The organism is Metabacillus niabensis, from assembly GCF_902829255.1.
GTDB classification, from domain to species: domain Bacteria; phylum Bacillota; class Bacilli; order Bacillales; family Bacillaceae; genus Metabacillus; species Metabacillus niabensis.
Window position 1 is genome coordinate 1 of the sequence record NZ_CADEPK010000117.1, and the last position, 18,882, is coordinate 18,882.

Annotated in this window: 17 protein-coding genes; 7 read left to right on the forward strand and 10 right to left on the reverse strand. The window is 36.3% G+C overall.

The window, feature by feature from the left end; genetic code table 11:
• Positions 1-268: 268 nt before the first annotated feature.
• From HU235_RS10600 to HU235_RS10620, 5 genes are all read left to right on the forward strand, one after another.
• Entirely contained in the window at positions 269-1,336 is a 1,068-nt protein-coding gene (locus tag HU235_RS10600) for a metal ABC transporter solute-binding protein, Zn/Mn family (RefSeq protein WP_174880211.1), read from the forward strand.
• A gap of 303 nt (positions 1,337-1,639) precedes the next feature.
• A complete protein-coding gene (locus tag HU235_RS10605; RefSeq protein ID WP_095302418.1) occupies positions 1,640-2,968 on the forward strand; it encodes a cytochrome ubiquinol oxidase subunit I in 1,329 nt (442 codons plus the stop codon).
• A gap of 33 nt (positions 2,969-3,001) precedes the next feature.
• Positions 3,002-4,042, forward strand: coding sequence for a cytochrome d ubiquinol oxidase subunit II (locus HU235_RS10610; RefSeq protein WP_174880212.1), 1,041 nt, complete (start codon positions 3,002-3,004; stop codon positions 4,040-4,042).
• Between the two features lie 313 nt (positions 4,043-4,355).
• Complete coding sequence (locus tag HU235_RS10615) at positions 4,356-4,514, forward strand: DUF1540 domain-containing protein (RefSeq protein WP_145581763.1); 159 nt, start codon at positions 4,356-4,358, stop codon at positions 4,512-4,514.
• 144 nt (positions 4,515-4,658) lie between these two features.
• The gene (locus HU235_RS10620) at positions 4,659-4,844 is read left to right on the forward strand and encodes a hypothetical protein (protein WP_233452195.1); all 186 of its coding nucleotides are present in this window, start codon (positions 4,659-4,661) and stop codon (positions 4,842-4,844) included.
• Between the two features lie 202 nt (positions 4,845-5,046).
• On the opposite strand, the gene HU235_RS10625 is transcribed toward HU235_RS10620, so the two are convergent.
• From HU235_RS10625 to HU235_RS10670, 10 genes are all read right to left on the reverse strand, one after another.
• Positions 5,047-5,949, reverse strand: a complete 903-nt coding sequence (locus HU235_RS10625; RefSeq protein WP_145581765.1) for a metal ABC transporter permease — start codon at positions 5,947-5,949, stop codon at positions 5,047-5,049.
• On the reverse strand, positions 5,939-7,252 hold the full coding sequence (locus HU235_RS10630) for a metal ABC transporter permease (RefSeq protein WP_145581766.1): 1,314 nt from the start codon (positions 7,250-7,252) through the stop codon (positions 5,939-5,941). Before HU235_RS10630 ends, HU235_RS10625 begins: the two co-directional genes overlap by 11 nt.
• A 10-nt stretch (positions 7,253-7,262) precedes the next feature.
• Positions 7,263-8,006, reverse strand: a complete 744-nt coding sequence (locus tag HU235_RS10635) for a metal ABC transporter ATP-binding protein (RefSeq protein WP_095302424.1) — start codon at positions 8,004-8,006, stop codon at positions 7,263-7,265.
• 13 nt (positions 8,007-8,019) lie between these two features.
• On the reverse strand, positions 8,020-8,952 hold the full coding sequence (locus HU235_RS10640) for a metal ABC transporter solute-binding protein, Zn/Mn family (protein ID WP_145581767.1): 933 nt from the start codon (positions 8,950-8,952) through the stop codon (positions 8,020-8,022).
• 393 nt (positions 8,953-9,345) lie between these two features.
• A complete protein-coding gene (gene menC / locus HU235_RS10645) occupies positions 9,346-10,455 on the reverse strand; it encodes an o-succinylbenzoate synthase (protein WP_174880213.1) in 1,110 nt (369 codons plus the stop codon).
• Complete coding sequence (locus HU235_RS10650; RefSeq protein WP_174880214.1) at positions 10,442-11,920, reverse strand: o-succinylbenzoate--CoA ligase; 1,479 nt, start codon at positions 11,918-11,920, stop codon at positions 10,442-10,444. The genes menC and HU235_RS10650 overlap by 14 nt, the downstream gene beginning before the upstream one ends.
• A gap of 89 nt (positions 11,921-12,009) precedes the next feature.
• Entirely contained in the window at positions 12,010-12,828 is an 819-nt protein-coding gene (gene menB / locus HU235_RS10655; RefSeq protein ID WP_095302428.1) for a 1,4-dihydroxy-2-naphthoyl-CoA synthase, read from the reverse strand.
• An 11-nt stretch (positions 12,829-12,839) separates the two neighbouring features.
• Positions 12,840-13,649: a 2-succinyl-6-hydroxy-2,4-cyclohexadiene-1-carboxylate synthase gene (menH, locus tag HU235_RS10660; protein ID WP_174880215.1), complete on the reverse strand. Its 810-nt coding sequence runs from the start codon at positions 13,647-13,649 to the stop codon at positions 12,840-12,842.
• On the reverse strand, positions 13,639-15,399 hold the full coding sequence (gene menD, locus HU235_RS10665) for a 2-succinyl-5-enolpyruvyl-6-hydroxy-3-cyclohexene-1-carboxylic-acid synthase (protein ID WP_174880216.1): 1,761 nt from the start codon (positions 15,397-15,399) through the stop codon (positions 13,639-13,641). The genes menH and menD overlap by 11 nt, the downstream gene beginning before the upstream one ends.
• A complete protein-coding gene (locus tag HU235_RS10670) occupies positions 15,386-16,798 on the reverse strand; it encodes an isochorismate synthase (protein WP_095302431.1) in 1,413 nt (470 codons plus the stop codon). Before HU235_RS10670 ends, menD begins: the two co-directional genes overlap by 14 nt.
• A gap of 314 nt (positions 16,799-17,112) precedes the next feature.
• Here HU235_RS10670 and HU235_RS10675 point away from each other — a divergent pair, with 314 nt between their 5' ends.
• Together HU235_RS10675 and HU235_RS10680 are read left to right on the forward strand one after the other, a co-directional pair.
• Positions 17,113-17,871, forward strand: coding sequence for a yteA family sporulation protein (locus tag HU235_RS10675; protein WP_095302437.1), 759 nt, complete (start codon positions 17,113-17,115; stop codon positions 17,869-17,871).
• Between the two features lie 166 nt (positions 17,872-18,037).
• Positions 18,038-18,829 (forward strand): TIGR00266 family protein, encoded by a 792-nt coding sequence (locus HU235_RS10680; protein WP_095302432.1) that lies wholly within the window; start codon positions 18,038-18,040, stop codon positions 18,827-18,829.
• Positions 18,830-18,882: the final 53 nt, after the last annotated feature.

Below are 18,882 nucleotides of genomic sequence, written 5' to 3' on the forward strand. Positions count from 1 at the left end.
ATATAAATATATCATAATTCTTGATCATTAACTATTAATAGTGTAGTATACAAATCGAAATGATTACTATTTCATTTTGTCGGAATGTTTCTATACAATGAATTTTTTGAAAAGGGATATACTATTTACTGACAATTATTCAATTTTAAATCAATAACTAACGAAAAAACGATGCAAATAAAAAAAACTTGTTCTCAAATCGGAATCATTAAGATATAATAGGTAGGGCTTAATCGTAATGATGTTGATTTACAGAAAGGAGACCAATATGAAGAAACATACACTCTTATTATTTTTACTATCAATTCTAATTTTTACTTTGGTTGCTTGTAGTGGTGACAACACCACCTCTGATACAAAAAACAATGGGGAAACAGGCAATAAACTTAAAATATATACTACAGTCTTTCCATTAGAGGATTTCACAAAAAAAATTGGCGGAGACCTCGTTGATGTAGAAAGTATTTTGCCTTCAGGTGCTGATGCGCATACATATGAACCAACTACAAAGACGATGGTAAGCATTGCTGATTCTGATGGATTTATTTATTCAGGTGTTGGCATTGAAAGCTTTGCTGATAAAATTCAAGAATCGTTAAAGTCCGAAGATGTTGCATTTATTAATGCTGGTGAGGGTATTGAACTTCTAGCACATTCAGAAGAGGAACATAGCGAAGATGAGCATAGTACCGATGAACATAGTGCTGAAGAGCATAGTGCTGAAGAGCATAGTGCTGAAGAGCATAGTGCTGAAGAGCATAGCGCTGAGGAGCATAGCGAGGAAGAGTCTCATGCAGGACATAATCACGGTGATGAAGACCCACATGTTTGGATCGATCCTATCCGTTCTATCACAATTGCGGAAAATATCAAGGATGCTCTAATTGAGTTAAAGCCTGAAGAAAAAGATACATTTGAAGCAAATTTTGAAAAAGTAAAAACCCAATTAGAAGAATTGGATCAATCATTTACAGCATTAGTCAATGAATCTGCAAAAAAGGAAATTCTTGTTTCCCATGCAGCTTATGGCTATTGGCAGGAAAGATACGGAATTGAACAAATTAGTGTTCTAGGTCTTTCTCCTACTGAAGAGCCTTCACAGAAACAGCTCCAGACAATCATTGAAACAGCAAAAGAGCATGATTTAAAATATGTTATTTTTGAAACAAATGTGAGCAGTAAAATAGCAGATATCGTCCAATCTGAAATTCAAGCAGAAGCACTTACGTTAAGCAACCTAGAAACAATTTCAGAGGAAGACCGAGAAAATAATGAGGATTACTTTAGCATTATGGAAAGAAACATCGAAACATTAAAAAAAGCATTATCTGAATAATATTGAACAAAGAGCGTTACTCGTAACGCTCTTTTCTTTTGCTAAAAAACATGAATACATCTCTTCTATTCGTTCTAATGCATCTAGTCCCCCCTCTTCCGTAACTCCACTTTTTACATTTCTTAATGTAGCAACTAAATAATTCAGAATATCGACCTCATAATTTTTTTGCAGTCACGAACTCCATAATTTTACACATAAAAAAAGAAAAGCTCTTTCCTTTCCTAGAAAAAGAATAATTAATAGGAAATAGTGGACACTATGGTTGATTATGCCAAGAAAGGTAGAGAAAGGCGGATTAAAATGGATGATTTAGTTATTGCCCGCTCCTTGTTCGGAACAACAATGGGATTTCATATTATCTTTGCAACCTTAGGAGTAGGAATACCATTAATGATTTTATGTGCAGAGATACTTTTTCAAAAAACAAAGGATCCGGATTATGCAATTATGGCAAGGCGGTGGACAAAGGGACAAGCCGTACTACTAGGAGTAGCTATTCCAACAGGTACGATTGCTGGGGTTCAACTTGCTTTATTATGGCCTGGATTTATGGAGGTTATCGGCAAGGTCATGGCCTTACCATTTCAAATTGAAATTTACGCGTTTTTTGTAGAGGCATTGTTTATGTCCATCTATGTATATGCTGCGGACCGTATTTCTCCTAAAATGAGGATTTTCAGTGTTTTCCTCGTTCTTCTTGGTGCAAGTGCATCTGCGGTACTTATTACAAATGTCCATGCCTTTGAAGGAACACCTGCAGGCTTTCGTATCGAAAATGGTGAAATCGTTGATACAGATCCATGGGCTGCGTTTTTTAATCCGAGTTTCTTTATTTCTGCAGCACATGTTGCTGTTTCCGCTTATATGACAGGTGCATTTATGATTTGTACTATATCTGCTTTTAAAATGTTAAAAAACCGAAAAAATGAACGTGTTTATTCTTTTCATAAAAAGGCATTAATGCTTAGCCTTGTAATTGGTGGGATATTTTCATTATTAACAGCATTGAACGGACATGAATCGGCACAAATGCTCCATGAATATCAGCCTGAAAAGCTAGCAGCAGCAGAAGGCTTATTTGAAACTCAAGACTACGCACCATTAGCGATTGGTGGCTTTACTGACAAAGAAACCCAAGAAATTAAATATGCTATTGAAATACCTTGGGCCCTTAGCTTTTTAGCTGGCAATAGCTTTAAAACAGAGGTTATCGGTTTAAATGACTTTCCTGAGGAATATTGGCCACCATTATTTATTCATACCCTTTTTAACGGAATGGTTTTAATAGGTAGCTTTTTAATCTTTTTATCAATTGCGGGTTTTTTCTGGAAGAAAATTTTAAAGAAGCCTCGTTTCCCTAAACTCTTTATGTATGCATTCGTAATAGCTGGACCATTGTCGCTTTTATCGATTGAATTTGGTTGGATATTTGCTTGTACTGGTAGACAGCCATGGGTAATTTATAGAGTATTAGCAACGAAAGATGTCGTAACAGGATCAACACAGATAGGCACCCTGTTTATACTCTTTTCCTTGATTTATGTTATTTTAGGTATCGCTGTTTTACTCGTTCTAAAATATTATTTCAAAAGACATCCTGTTGAAAATGAGCTTGATTTGAATACTTAATAAGTATAATTCATAGAAAAGGCGTGTTTAACAATGACAACAGATTCTTTACTCGCAATTACCGTCCTTTGGGGATTTGTGTTTATTTACGCTGTGATGGCCACGATGGATTTTGGTGCAGGCTTTTGGTCAATGATATATATCAATAAAGAAAAGACGAAAGCAACGAATATTGCCAATCGTTATCTCTCACCAACTTGGGAGGTTACAAACGTTTTTATTGTAGCAATCGTCATTGCTCTCGTCAGTTTTTTTCCTGGGGCAACCTTTATTCTTGGTACTGTCCTCCTCGTTCCTGGTAGTTTAATTCTTATTTTATTAGCTCTGCGAAGTGGTTTTCTCGTTTTTTCACATGTTGCAAAAGATTATGTAAAGGCACTAACTTATGTTTCAGGAATTTCTGGATTTATTATTCCCGCTTTATTAATGCTCGTACTTCCCATTACACACGGAGGCTATATTGAAGAAGTAAATGGTGTTCACCAGCTTCGTTTTGATGTGTTATTAACAAGTCCAAATATATACGCGTTTATCGGATTTGCAATCAGCAGTACGTTATTTCTCTCCTCTTTATTGCTAGCTGATTATTCAAATGTTGCAGAAGAACCTGAAGCTTATCGAGTTTACAGGCGTGATGCTTTAATTACTGGACCGATCTCCTTGCTTATGGGAATTTTAATTATGCTTACATTACGAGTAGAAGCAAATTGGTTATACGTTAAAATGTTAAATGATCTTCCCATTTTAATCGGTTCAGTTATTGCTTATCTCATTGCAGGTTTAGCCTTATTTATTCCATCAGCTAAGCATAAAAAGAGAATTGGTCGACCGAGGTTAGCTGTAATTGCGATTACTATTCAATATTTATTAGCTAGTTATGTGTATGGAAGAGCACACTTACCTTATATGATTTATCCAGATGTAACAATTGAGTCTGGCTTTACACATCCAAATACATTCCGAGCATTATTCATGACGTATATTGTTGGATTTCTCATTCTCTTCCCTGGCTTTTTTTATTTTTGGAAATTGTTTATGAAGGATAAGCGGTATTTAAAACAAAATGAATCGTAATCATTTTTATTACAGATGCTTGGACTTAGTAGTTCAGGCATTTTTGCTGTATTACAATATATTAATTATTCTTTAGTTTTGGAATTACAAATTATATGGAGTTTGTTGATAGAAGGAAATTAGCATTATGTATTTCATAAATAGACTTAATTAGAGTACTCCTTCACATTAATTCCCCTCATAAAAAAGTCAATCCGTTTGTTTATAATTTCCCTTTTAATATAGGCTTTCAAGGCCATAGTTTCTCATGTATGAAATGTTTTTTGGTGGAGATAACTAATGTTGTATCTCAAAAACTAAGGAGGGTACAAATATGGCAAAGGATGTATTATGTGAAGTGAGCAATTGTCATTATTGGTCGAAGGGAAATAAGTGTTCAGCTGATGCGATTTACGTTGTTAGCCATACTGGGGAGCAAGCTGAGAGCAGCAAAGAAACTGATTGTAAAACCTTTGAACCTGCCGACGTCTAACTTGCCCTTCATTTAAGAACGAGTAGCTGCAACTACTCGTTCCTTTTTATTATTGATAATCATTTTCATTTTATTCAACTTAATTTACATATTTTATGATTTTTTTCACAAACTACTAGTAACCATCACAAAGGGGGAATCAAAGTGAAAGATAGTCTACTCAATTCATTTCGAAATGAAATTAAAAATTCAAGTGAAGAAGAATTTCCAAAATACGTCGACTCTTTTACAAACCTCTGGGACTATGAGTTCGGTTCATTAGAAGACCTCCCATATGATGTAGACAATCTCATCGCAAACCGTGCGATTGAATATGGGCTAATGGAATAATAGAGGAAGAGATAGTTTTAGGGGGGGACTGTCCCCTGGGGACTGTCCCCTAAAACCCTATAATTGCCTCTAACCAAATCTCGAAGACAGCAATTTAACAATATTTTTTTATACTTAGGGACTGTCCCCAAGTAATGGTAAAACTCATTTTTTATGCTATTTTAATTGATGGGGTCAGTCCCTTAGGGACTGACCCCATCAATTAATTGTTTTCCCCATCAATTGCTGCTTTTTTTACGAAATTTCGTTGTGCACGTTTTTTGGCAAGGTAGCCGTGTTTTGGAGAGAATAAAAAGGCAAGGGTAAATAGTATTCCTGTTAAGGTGGCCATTGCACCTGAAATCGATACATTGAGTAATGTTGCTAGATAATATCCGCTAATGGCAGAGATGACACCAATGCTTGCACTTATAAATAACATTGACAGCAGCTTATCTGTTAATAAGTAAGCTGTAGACGCTGGAACGATAAGCATTGCCACTACTAAAATCGCACCGACACTATCAAAAGAGGCGACAGTAGTAATCGATAACATTCCCATTTGCAAATAATGAAGGAGCAAGACTGGAATTCCAATGGCCACAGCCATTTCTGGGTCAAATGAGCTTATTTTAAATTCCTTATAGCATAAGCTGATAATAAGCAAATTAACAAGAAAGACAAATAACAATAACCAAACAGCTTTTGGACCTAACTCCATCCCATTCCATTCGAATGTATCCCACGGAATAAATGTTATTTCACCCATTAAAGCATGATCGACATCAAGATGTATATTCCCCGCAAATACAGATAAAAGAATAACCCCCACTGCAAAGAGAAAAGTAAACACAACACCTATTGCTGCATCTGCTTGAACACCTTTCCCGCTTAATAATTGAACAAAAAGTGCGGTTAATAAGCCAACAACAACTGCACCTATTAAAAGCGAAGGGCCCTCTAAACTTCTACTAACAAGATAGCCACCAACAATCCCTAATAGTACAGTATGTGAAATTGCATCTGCTAGCATAGCCATTTTTCTTAAAATTAAAAAGCAACCTACCATAGAGCATGTAACTGCTACTAAAGAGCCTGTAATTATAATCCATAAATCATAGGTCATGAATCTTTCTCCCTTCGTCTATACTAGAGGATTCTGGGAGTAATAAAGGTGTTCGATCATGTAACTTTAATAAAGAAAGTAACTTTCCCTTTACCTCATTAGACATTAAATGAAGCTGTAGATCATCCTTATTTTTTAACTCGAGTTGGGCAAAATCCATCTCATACATTAAGTACATTTCATACAGTCGTTGATTTATTACTATATTATAAGCTGCTTTTATCCCTTCATTAGAAAGCGACCATTTTTCTTCACACTCTCGTTGAATATACCCTTTCTTTTGAAGGAAATTAAGAGCATAGTTTAGAAGCTTTATAGAGATTTTCCGTTTGCTTTGAAGAGCTTGCACTTCTACTCCATCATAACCACCTTTTTCAGCAAGTTCATAAAAGCTTATAAGGACATGTTCGACTGCTGTTCTTTTTCTTATAGATATTTGTTTCATTGCCTTCGCTAGTAATCCACGTTTTGGGGCAAAAATTAAAGAAAACAAAAACATACATGTAGAAGCAACAATAATTAATGGTCCTGTTGCCATTCCGTTCATAATTGTACTTAGTAAAGTGCCTAATACACCAGAAAAACCACCAATAACACCAGAAATCATAATCATGTGACTAAGTGTATTTGTCCAATAGCGGGCACTAATAGCAGGAGTGATAAGCATAGCTGCCATTAAAACGACTCCAACCGTTTGTAGCCCAATTACAACAGAGCAAACAATCAGCATTAAGAGCAAACCATTGAGAAATTTCGTTGGAAAACCTAGTCCTTTTGCAAATTGAGGGTCAAAGGTTAAAAGTTTAAATTCCTTGTAGAAAATCACAATTAAGACTAATACAATGATGGCAATTATCGTAATGAGTTGAACATCCCCTGCAACCATCGATGCAGCCTTCCCGAAAATAAAATCATCTAAACCACTCTGATTTCCTGCACCATTATGCTGAATATACGTAAGCAAAACAATCCCTAAACCAAAGAAAACAGAGATGATAATTCCTAATGCTGAATCCTCCTTTATCCTCGAGTGTTGAATAACAAATTGAATGATAAAAGAGGACAATAAGGCGGCAAGTGCAGCACCGACTAAAAACCATAGCAATGATTTTTCCCCATATAGTAAATATGCAATACATACACCTGGCAATGCCGCATGTGCCATCGCATCGCCAATTAAGCTTTGCCTTCGTAATAAAGTAAAGCTCCCAACAACACCACTTGCAAGGCTTAGAAGTATCGTTCCGACTAAAACCCATTGCGTATTTGCATTTTGTAATTGTTGAAATAGACTTTCAATCATGACCTCACCCTCATTTACCCAATATCAATTGATCCTGAAGAAAAGTAAGCCTTCCCCCATATGCTTTTTGTAAGTTTTCAATAGTAAAGGTAGATTTTGTTGGACCAAAAGCTATCTTTCTCATATTCAATAACAATACCCAATCAAAGTATTCTTCAACAGTTTGCAAATCATGGTGAACGACTAATACGGTTTTTCCCATTTCCTTTAATTCATTTAATAAAGCGATAATTGCTTTTTCTGTTGCAGCATCAACCCCAACAAATGGTTCATCCATAAAATAAACATCTGCTTCCTGTGCAAGCGCCCTAGCTAAAAAAACTCGCTGTTGCTGTCCACCTGATAGTTCACTAATTTGTCTGTTCGCAAATTCGAGCATTCCTACCTTTTGGAGACAAGCCTTTGCAAAGTCCTGATCCTTTTTATTCGGTCTTTTAAACCAACCTATATGCCCATACCTGCCCATTAAAACAACATCTAGAGCATTTGTCGGAAAATCCCAATCGACAGTTCCTCGCTGTGGAACATACCCAACCTTTTTTCGTTGTTTTTTGTATATTTCTTCATAGATTCTGACTTCACCTGAAGCTATCGGGATCAAGCCTAATATCCCTTTTATCAAGGTGGATTTCCCCGCACCATTCGGTCCAACAATACCGATTAATTTCCCTTGAGGAGCCTCAAAGCTAACCTCCTGTAATACAGGCTTTTGATGGTAGGCAATCGTTAAATTTTCTACTCGAACAGGTACCATTTTTTACACCACCTTATTTTAATGAGTTAACAATTGTATCTACATTGTGCTTAAACATTCCGATATATGTTCCTTCTTCAGTTCCCTCTTCTCCCATTGCATCTGAAAATAGTTCGCCTCCAATTACAACTTGATGATTTTTTTCCTTAGCACCTTCGACAACTGCGTTTATAGACTTCTCGGAAATACTGCTTTCAACAAAAACAGCCTTAATATTTCGCTCGACAAGCGTATCTACTAAAGATTGCACATCCTTTAATCCATATTCAGAATCTGTACTTAACCCTTGTAATCCCATCACTTCAAGACCATACGCATTGCCAAAATATTTAAATGCATCATGAGCTGTCACAAGTACCCGACTTTCCGCTGGAATCGATTGAATTTGATCTATAGCATATTGATGCATTTCCTCTAAATCCTTTTTATATGATGTAGCATTTTCAGTAAAAACCTCTTCCTGCTCTGGAGATAACTTTATTAATTCTTGTTTTACTGCTTCAATACCATAAATCCATGCTTCTATATCAAACCAAACATGTGGGTCATATGACTCGGAACCATCATCTGCACTTAACAGCTTTTCTTCAGGAACCGAATCAGCGATAGCAATAACAGCCTTATCCTCAGACATTTTTTCGAAAATCTCATCCATTTTCCCTTCTAAATGAAGGCCATTATAAAAAATAATATCTGCCTGATCTAATTTTTTAATATCTCCTTGTGATGCTTGATAAAGATGTGGGTCAACTCCAGGACCCATCAAAGAAACAACCTCGACCTTATCTCCACCAATATTTTTCACAAGATCGGCTACTTGACCTGTTGTTGTTGTTACTCGAATTGTCTCTTTATTATTGTTATCACCATTCGTCTTTTCGTTTCCACATCCAGCAATAATTAAAACGATGACAAATGCTACTACACTTCCTAACCACTTTTTCATTTTTTCTCCTCCAATTCGTTTCAGAAAATACCTTTTAGAAACCTTTTAAGAGTGAATTGAATCGTAACACCTTTAATGTATGTTGTATATGTAGGTCTCGTGCCACTATTTTAACTTAAATCACATTTTATTTCTTTATCTAAAAAAGTTTCCTTAGTACAAAACTAATGTATTAAACCACAAATGTCAAGAATCTCATTTCGACATATTCAAAAAAGACATACGAAAAAAACCTAGCCAATTGGCTAGGTTCATTATGAGCAGAAAGAGAAACGTTTTACTATTAGTAAAAAAAGTTTGTCTTTCTCAATCAATATATATAGACTTCTCAGACTTATCAACTAATGAAAAACGACTTTTACTTTTATAAATTCGTTATCTTATTACAAACTGTTAAGCTTTTATAACTGTCTTTGACAGACGATTTTTATTAATAATATCACTTTTCACTTCATACCCTAACCCTGGCTTTTGCGAAACAGGAATCACACCGGATACAGCTTTAATTTCAGGAGAAACAACATCTTCCTCCCAATATTTCGAAGATGAAGAAATATCACCTGGAATTGAGAAATTAGGTAATGAAGCGAGCGCAATATTTTGCGCACGTGATATTCCAGTTTCGATCATTCCTCCACACCAAACTGGAATTTTATGCTGAAAACAAAGGTCATGTATTTTTTTAGATTCAGTTAATCCACCGACACGTCCAGCTTTAATATTAATAATCTGACAGCTGCCAAGCTCAATCGCTTTTCTCGCATCATCAACAGTTATAATACTTTCATCTAAACAAATCGGCGTGTTGATCGCTTCCTGTAGCTTTGCATGATCAATAATATCATCTGCTGCTAAAGGCTGTTCAATCATCATAAGATTAAACTGGTCAAGCTCTTTTAGACGATGAACATCGGCCAAAGTGTACGATGAATTAGCATCAGCCATTAATGGGAGTGTTGGAAAATCCCTTCTAATTTCTTCAATAATTGAGATATCCTGCTTTGGGGAGATTTTTACCTTAAACCGTTTATATCCTTCGTCCACATAGGAACGTATTTGCTCAGACATTTCTTTAATCGAAGACATACCAATTACAACACCTGATTCAATTTTCGTCTTTTTACCACCTAATGCATGTGATAAAGAAACATTCTGCCTTTTGGCATAAAGATCCCAAATTGCTCCATCAATTGATGCTTTTGCCATATTGTTACGTTTATAAGGGGAAAATAGCTGTTGAAGCTCTTCAGGATGGGCAATAGACTGATTCAGAATCAACGGAATAAATAAATCCTTTAGTAAATGAAACGCTGTCGTAATCGTTTCCTCGGTATACCAAGGAGTTGAAAATGCAACAACTTCCCCCCATCCAGTTTGTCCCTCTTGATCTGTCAACTCAACAAGAATGCTCTCTCTATCAATAACATGGCCAATGCTTGAATAGAATGGTGATTTTAATCGTTGAGTAATATGATGTAACGTTACTTGTTTAATTTTCAACATCATGATTATCCTTTATAAGATCTTTTAATTTTCGTCGCAACAGCTTATTTGAAGCATTTCTCGGTAGCTCATCCACAATTGTATAATACTTCGGTACCTTATAGGCTGCCAATTTTTCTTGACAGAAGGCTCTAATCTCATCAATTTCCACACTTTCCTTTAAAACGACAAATGCATGTGGGGACTGTCCCCATTTTTCATCCTTTACACCAATCACGCCTGCGTCACTTATATTTGGATGTGTTAATAAAACTGATTCGATTTGGGCGGGATATACATTTTCTCCACCCGAAATAATAAGGTCTGAGCGGCGATCTAGCACATATAAAAATCCATCTTCATCAACATATCCTTGGTCACCTGTTTGTAACCACCCATTCTTTATTGCCTTATTTGTTGCTTCCTCTTTCTTCCAATATCCTTTCGTAATCGTCGGTCCCTTTACAAAGATTTCCCCCTCTTCATTCGGTTGACATTCTTGGCCATTTTTCATGATTTTTATTTGATTTAAAAATAAAGGTTTACCTGCTGAGCCTATTTTCACTAGGCTATCTTCTGGCGTAAGTGTTACAACTTGTGAAGCCGTCTCTGTCATCCCATATGATTGATAAACTGGTATCCCTTTTTCCTGACACTCCAGTAAATATTTCTCTGGTACTGGACCTCCACCTACAAGCATGCAACGAAAACTCTCTGGATATCTTTCTTTTTCTAATTGCTCGATCATTTGCTTTAACATTGTTGTGACAACAGATACAATCGTAACCCCATCACGCATAATCGCCTGATTCATTTTGGCAGCATCAAACCGTTCATGCAAAACAACCCCAATTCCATAAATAACACTTCTCATTAATATTGATAAACCACTAATATGAAATAGGGGAACAGAAAGTAGCCAACGATCATTCACTTGTAAACCCAAATTTAATGCAGAGCTTATCGCACTTGACCAATGGTTTCCATACGTTTGCATGACACCTTTTGGATTTCCTGTTGTTCCTGAAGTATACATAATTGTTGCCACTTTATCATGATAAAAACTCACTTGACTAAGACTAGGTAAAATTTCTTCTACATGATGAATAAATAAGTCTTCACAAACAATTGTCTTATAAACTTTAACATTCTTTTGAAATTCCCGGTTACAAATGATATATTCTGCTTCTACATCATCAATTTGCCAAGCAAGCTCTTGCTCTGAAAGACGAACATTAAGCATTACCGCCACGGCACCTAATGCAATAACAGCATGAATCGTTTCTATCATTTCCACACTATTCCTCATCAAAATCGCAATATGCTGGTTTTCTCTTATCCCATGCTTTGAAAGAATAGTAGCTCGCTGCTGAACTCTTTTATACAACTGTTCGAATGTTACTTCTTCATTATTTGCTTTAATAGCTAGACGCTTTGGCGTTAATTCTGCCCGTTGCTTTAACAAGTTAGGCATTTCTTGATTCATTTATCTCACCACCACAAAAATTCCTTTAGATGATAAAAACAGCTTGATGATCAATCTCATCAAGCTGAATGTTTTCTTAATTTCATCTATTAAGGGAAACGAGGGAACTGCTTAAAGTCAGGGTTACGTTTCTCCTTGAATGCATCTCGGCCTTCTTTCGCTTCATCTGTTGTGTAATATAACAATGTTGCATCTCCAGCAAATTGTTGGATTCCAGCAAGACCATCTGTGTCAGCATTAAATGCAGCTTTTAAGAAGCGAATCGCAGTTGGACTCTTTTCAAGAATTTCTTCACACCATTTTACAGTTTCTTCTTCTAACTGTTCTAAAGGCACAACTGTGTTTACTAATCCCATGTCTAATGCTTCCTGGGCATTATATTGTCGGCAAAGATACCAAATTTCACGAGCCTTCTTATGTCCAACAATACGTGCTAGATAGCCTGAACCATATCCAGCATCAAAGCTTCCGACTTTTGGACCAGTTTGTCCAAAAATAGCATTGTCCGCAGCAATTGTTAAATCGCAAACGATATGTAATACATGACCACCACCGATTGCATATCCAGCAACCATTGCAATAACTGGTTTCGGTATTACACGAATTAAACGCTGTAAATCAAGAACATTTAAGCGAGGAATTTGGTCATCTCCAACATATCCACCATGTCCTCGAACCTTTTGGTCCCCACCAGAACAGAATGCTTTTCCACCTTCACCAGTTAAGATGATAACACCAATATTTGCATCATCACGTGCATATGCAAATGCATCAATTAATTCCATTACTGTCTTTGGAGTAAATGCATTATGTACATGTGGACGGTTAATTGAGATTTTTGCAATTCCATTATATGTTTGATAAATGATTTCTTCATATTGACGCTCAGTAACCCATTCAATTGCCATATAAAAGCCTCCTAATGTTGTTCGTTTTTTAAAAACTCACTTACTATTTTACCAAAGATTCGCGGTTGTTCCACATGAATTGCATGACCTGTATCGTTTATTTCCTTTAAAGTCGAAATTGGAAGAAGCTTATTCATCTCCTTGGCAATCCCACAAAACTTTTCATCTAATTGTCCACATATTAAAAGAGTAGGCACTTTTACTGTTTGTAACTTATTCCACCAAGTAGGCTGTGCACCAGTTCCAGTGCCGATTAAGCTATTAGCTAAGCCGATGGAGCTATTTTTATGTCGTTGCTCACGTAGCCATAGCTGTTGAGCTTCCGGTAAGCGACGTTGTGACGAAAACAAAGGGATTTGCTCCCATTTCCTAACAAAGCTTTCAATCCCATTGGAAATGATTTCATTTGCAAGATTTTCATCAGCTCTTACCCTCATTAATCGCTCCTCCATTGTTCTCAATCCTGGAGAGCTGCTTTCTAAAATAAGTTTTTCAACATAATTTGGATATAGAACAGCAAAAGATAAGGCAATCCTTCCACCCATTGAATACCCAAGAATATTTACTTTTTCAAGCTTTAATTGAATAACTATTTCTCGTAAATCCTCAACGATTTCTTCCACTTTATATCTTGAAGGATCATATGGCTTATCAGTCAGACCATGACCAATCATATCAATTCTAATGACTCTATAATCTGTTAGAAACGATAGTATATACTGCCAGTTTTCTGAAGAGCCTGTAAAACCATGAATGAGTATCAGCGGTTCCCCATCTGATAGTGAATCTTCGATATGATAATGAATACCTCTAACCTTCATAGTTCTTCAACACACTTCTTATTTCCCGGGAAACAATTTCTAACAAATCTCGATGAACTTTGACACGAGTCGATCGATCCGTTGGTATTTCTATCACTTGTAATCCTTTTTTTGTTTGACTTTCAAGTAGAGAAACACGAAAATCCTCCCATGACTCGGTTTTTGTGTAGTGGCCATGGTACATATTAACTACTTTAGAAAAGTCTAAGCCTATTGGAGTCCCATATAATGTTTCAAAATGTTTCTCTTCCTTTGATTGAGGCAAAAATGAAAAAATCCCACCACCATCATTATTAATTAATAAGATAACAATATTAAGCTGATTCATTTTAGCTGCTAGTAACCCATTTAAATCATGGTAGAACGATAGATCACCTATCAATAAATAAGTTGGGTTGGTCTGTTCAACACTAATACCTAACGCAGTCGACACAACACCATCAATACCACTTGCACCTCGATTAGCAAATAGTTTAATGTCCTTATCAGTATGTCCAAAAAAAGTATCAACATCGCGAATTGGCATACTATTTCCAACTACTAGATTACTTTCACTCGGCAAGTAAGTCTGTAGCTCTTTGACAACTTTTCCCTCAAACATTTCTGTTGTTTGTTGTAGCTCTTCATCGATTCTCTTCCAAAATATATGATTAGCTTCATGCCATGCTTGATAGTAAGCATTTATAGGCTTTTGTTCAATTTTATTTATTAGTTCATTACAAAAGATTACCTCATCACATGTAATAAAGTATGAAGCATTTAAGGTCGGGTCGCGATAAACACCACTATTATCAACAACAATTTGAGTTATATCAGGGTTATTTTTCAGCATTTGCATAATTGGTTTTGAAACTGGCATCGCTCCAAATCGAATGACTACCGTAGGCTTCAGTACCTTCTGAATTTCACTGTCTCTTAAGAGAGAATCATAGCTTTCCACCACAAAATGAGGATTGAATTTTCCAGCCCGAAGTTGTGAGAGTGGATCAGCTAATATAGGAAATTTCAAATGATTCGCTAGAGCTAGAATTTCACTTGCGATATTGTCATTTTCATGCTCTCCACAAATAATGACACCATTTGAATGGCGATTTAACAAATGAGAAATGGAATCCAGCTCTTCATTTGAAATAAGAGAATTAGATTTTGCCATATGTAAATATGTCCCGCGATTATCTAGTTTCGTCCATAAATCTGGAAGACTTGTATTTGGAACTAACGGTTCTCTAAATGGAAAATTCAAATGAACGACACCAGCTGGATTCGCTGTTGCTGTTCCAACTGCTCTAGCTGCAATAGTTTTCGCATAGCGAAACATAGATTGGTTTTCTTCTGGTAATGCCAGATCGACAAACCACTTTGCATAATTCCGGTACATGTGCAATTGATCAATTGCCTGTGGTGCACCTACATCACGTAATTCATGTGGGCGGTCAGCTGTTAGTACAACTAACGGAACCCTTGCATAATGCGCTTCAACAATGGCTGGATAATAATTTGCTGCAGCAGTTCCAGAAGTACATAGCAATGCAACAGGCTTATTTTGCGACTTGGCAATACCAAGTGCAAAAAAGCCTGCTGATCTCTCATCAATATTTATATAACAAGTTAAACTAGGATGCTCAGCCATTAAAATTGCTAAAGGAGTTGAACGTGATCCAGGACTTATGACTACTTTTTCTACACCAGAACTGACAAGCTCCTCTACAAAGCTTGCAACATAACGTGTAAATGAATCAGCATCCATCATACTCTTTCCCTCCTAAAGCAGATAACATTGGCTTTAATTTCATTTTTGTTTCGAGATATTCTGATTCAGGTTGAGAATCCTTGACAATTCCACAACCTGCAAATAATGCTGCTCGATTTTTTTCAACTAATCCAGACCGGATAGCGACGACAAATTCGCCATTATCCTCATGATCAAACCACCCAATTGGCGCAGCATACCATCCGCGATGCATCGGCTCCAAAGCCCTTATTTTTTCTAGTGCTTTTTCTTTCGGATATCCACCTAACGCAGGTGTTGGGTGTAATCTAGCTACCATTGATAGTAAGGAATGACCTTCTTTAGCAAACCCTCTAACAGGTGTATATAAATGCTGGATATTTTTCGTTTTCAAAACTTGCGGATTTGCTGGAACATTTAAATCATAACAGCAGCTTTCCAAAGCTTCTTTAATCATCTTAACAACAATATAATGCTCATGTAAATTTTTATCATCACTTAATAACTGTTCACCATAATATTTATCCTCGTAGCTTGTACTACCTCTATTAATTGATCCTGCTAAACATGTAGATAAAACTTGGTTCTCCTCTTTCTTCACCAATCGCTCTGGTGTAGCACCTAAAAATTGCTGTAGTCCATTCTCAAAGCAAAAGACAAAACTAGTTGGCTGTTCCAGTTGTAAACGTCCTATCACTTCATAGGAATTAATATTATTCGTGAATTCTAAATGGACCTCTCGAGCTAATACAACCTTATCTATTTCATTTGCTCGAATATCCTCTGTTGCTTGCTGTACTGCCTCAACCCACTCTGCTGTTTTTAATTCGATTGAAGCGAATTCGTTACCTTTTTCACAATCTATATGAAATGGAATGACATTCAACTGTTCAGTATACTTTTCGAAATGCTTAACACATACTTCTAGTTGGTCATTCGGTGAAATAAGCTTATTGATCGTTAAAAACGTTCTGTTATCCTTTACAGTTAACATTCTTGTAGGTAACACAAATTTGGCTTCTGAAAACGAATTCCATAACGGACCTTTTTCTTTCAATGGATCAAATGAAAAGCCACCAAATAGTAATGGGCCAGTACCAATTAACCGCTCATGAGAAATGACAGTCTTTGTAATTTGTTTCCACTGTGTTTCGATTTTCTGAAATCGTTCATATGATTGATTATTATTTTCGAGCACAAGCTCATTTCCTAATCCAACCAATGTATAATTCTCTTTTGGTGTAGACCAAAAGAAACGCTCTCCTAAACTTAAGCTTTCACCAGAAGTGTAGAAATGGAGGGGGTTGATTGCATCCACTTCTTTTACTGCACTTACGATTACCGATTGATTCGTTCGCCTTGCTTCTTCTAATGAATGTATGATTTTTTCTCTTATTGTATGATCCAAAGTTGTTAACAAATGCTTATCCCCCCGACACCGAAAATAGCTTATATAAAGATACACCTACTTTAAAAGGTGTGTCAAATAGAATAGATTGTTTCGTTATTTTTGCATGCTATTCTTATTATATATCTTCATCTTCAGGATTAAAATGAAAAGGTAAAAAACATGCAAACATTTTATAGGTATAAATGGTAATAATAAGTTTAATGTTTGATTTTTTCATTTAATATCGAAGCACTATGTGTATTTTGTAATTTTTTTCATTCATGTTTCCCTAAAAAACTGATCATAATAGGGATAGAACTAATTTAGGAAGGAGCGTGGATGGCATGCTAAGTTCACAACAAGTAGAGTCCTTCCGTTCACAGCTTGAAGAAATGAAGGATGAAATTAAACAACGTATGGACATGACAGCACATTTTGGATTAGAGGCTGGTCATTTTCATGAATCAGTTGGTGATCTTTCCAGTTATGACAACCACCCAGCTGATGAAGCAACAGAACTTTATGAACGAGAAAAAGACATTGCTTTAAATGAACATATTGAGGAAGAATTAAACGATATAAACCGAGCTCTGAAAGCAATTGAAAATGGAACATATGGTAAGTGCCAAGTCTGCGGAATAGAAATCCCTATAGATAGACTTGATGCAATCCCAACTACAACGACATGTATTAACCATGCTCCAGAGGAGGTTGTATCCCATAATCGGCCAATTGAAGAAGGTGTATTAATGCCTCCTTTCGGAAAATTTAATTATGATGATAAAGATGAAGATGTTGCGTTTGATGCTGAGGATGCCTATCAAATTGTAAACAGCTTTGGTTCTTCTGAAACACCTTCTGACTTATCCTATCCTAAAGACCATTATAATGACGTCTACATGGATTCAGAGGAGCCAGAAGGTTATGTAGAAGATTATGAAAACTTTATTGGTACTGATATTGAAGGTAAAAACATCACAGTCTATCCATCTACACAGCATGAGAAATATGAAGAGGAGCTTGATGAAGAGGGTATAATGACAATGTTTGGTGATTTACCTGGCTATGAAAAGGATCCATATACTGAAAGAGACGCTGACTAAGTAAATGCCATCTTTAAAAGATGGCGTTTTTTATGGAACCATTAGTTAAAGTCAGAAACAGCCAAAAGTAAAATAAAACCAATAAATTTTCTTCTCTATTAGGGAGAAACCCTGTAAAATAAGGATGATATATTTATATGTATACATACCTGAGGGGGAAACAAATATGAACGCACATGAAATTGATTATGAACTGCATGGAGACGATATGCAATGTGTTGAAATTGAACTAGACCCAAATGAAAGCGTCATCGCTGAAGCCGGCGGTATGATGATGATGGAAGATGGCATAGACATGGAAACAATTTTCGGTGACGATAGTGGTCAAAAAGGGTTTCTTAGTAAGCTAGTTGGAGCAGGGAAGCGAGTACTAACGGGCGAAAGCTTATTCATGACTGTTTTTACAAATAAAGGTGTTGGGAAAAAACGTGTTTCCTTTGCAGCACCATATCCTGGTAAAATCATTCCGGTTGACTTAAGCAGTCTTGGTGGAAAAGTAATTTGTCAAAAGGATTCATTTTTATGTGCTGCAAAAGGAGTATCAGTTGGAATAGATTTTCAGAAGAAATTAGGAACAGGCTTTTTTGGTGGAGAAGGCTTCATCATGCAGAAGCTTGAAGGTGATGGTCTAGCATTTTTACATGCTGGAGGCACGATTATTCGAAAAGATCTACAGCCCGGTGAAAAACTTAGAATCGATACTGGTTGTCTTGTCGCATTGACAAAAGATGTAGATTATAATATTGAATTTGTTGGTAAAGTAAAATCAGCCTTCTTCGGAGGTGAAGGATTATTCTTTGCTACCGTACAAGGACCAGGAACTGTTTGGATTCAAACCTTACCATTTAGTCGTCTTGCAGACCGTGTGATTGCAAGTGCCCCTTCAGCAGGAGGAGATAGTCGTGGTGAAGGTAGTATTTTAGGCGGTATAGGTCGATTATTAGATGGTGATCGATAAAAAGGAGAAAACTATTAGGTTATTACAATGTAATATTCCGCTATAATCACAGC

Excerpts from the sequence above, each read along its gene's own strand:
- HU235_RS10600 (WP_174880211.1), top strand. The coding sequence starts at position 269 with ATGAAGAAACATACACTCTTATTATTTTTACTATCAATTCTAATTTTT.
- HU235_RS10605 (WP_095302418.1), top strand. The coding sequence starts at position 1,640 with ATGGATGATTTAGTTATTGCCCGCTCCTTGTTCGGAACAACAATGGGA.
- HU235_RS10610 (WP_174880212.1), top strand. The coding sequence starts at position 3,002 with ATGACAACAGATTCTTTACTCGCAATTACCGTCCTTTGGGGATTTGTG.
- HU235_RS10615 (WP_145581763.1), top strand. The coding sequence starts at position 4,356 with ATGGCAAAGGATGTATTATGTGAAGTGAGCAATTGTCATTATTGGTCG.
- HU235_RS10625 (WP_145581765.1), bottom strand. The coding sequence starts at position 5,949 with ATGACCTATGATTTATGGATTATAATTACAGGCTCTTTAGTAGCAGTT.
- HU235_RS10630 (WP_145581766.1), bottom strand. The coding sequence starts at position 7,252 with ATGATTGAAAGTCTATTTCAACAATTACAAAATGCAAATACGCAATGG.
- HU235_RS10635 (WP_095302424.1), bottom strand. The coding sequence starts at position 8,006 with ATGGTACCTGTTCGAGTAGAAAATTTAACGATTGCCTACCATCAAAAG.
- HU235_RS10640 (WP_145581767.1), bottom strand. The coding sequence starts at position 8,952 with ATGAAAAAGTGGTTAGGAAGTGTAGTAGCATTTGTCATCGTTTTAATT.
- menC (WP_174880213.1), bottom strand. The coding sequence starts at position 10,455 with ATGTTGAAAATTAAACAAGTAACGTTACATCATATTACTCAACGATTA.
- HU235_RS10650 (WP_174880214.1), bottom strand. The coding sequence starts at position 11,920 with ATGAATCAAGAAATGCCTAACTTGTTAAAGCAACGGGCAGAATTAACG.
- menB (WP_095302428.1), bottom strand. The coding sequence starts at position 12,828 with ATGGCAATTGAATGGGTTACTGAGCGTCAATATGAAGAAATCATTTAT.
- menH (WP_174880215.1), bottom strand. The coding sequence starts at position 13,649 with ATGAAGGTTAGAGGTATTCATTATCATATCGAAGATTCACTATCAGAT.
- menD (WP_174880216.1), bottom strand. The coding sequence starts at position 15,399 with ATGATGGATGCTGATTCATTTACACGTTATGTTGCAAGCTTTGTAGAG.
- HU235_RS10675 (WP_095302437.1), top strand. The coding sequence starts at position 17,113 with ATGCTAAGTTCACAACAAGTAGAGTCCTTCCGTTCACAGCTTGAAGAA.
- HU235_RS10680 (WP_095302432.1), top strand. The coding sequence starts at position 18,038 with ATGAACGCACATGAAATTGATTATGAACTGCATGGAGACGATATGCAA.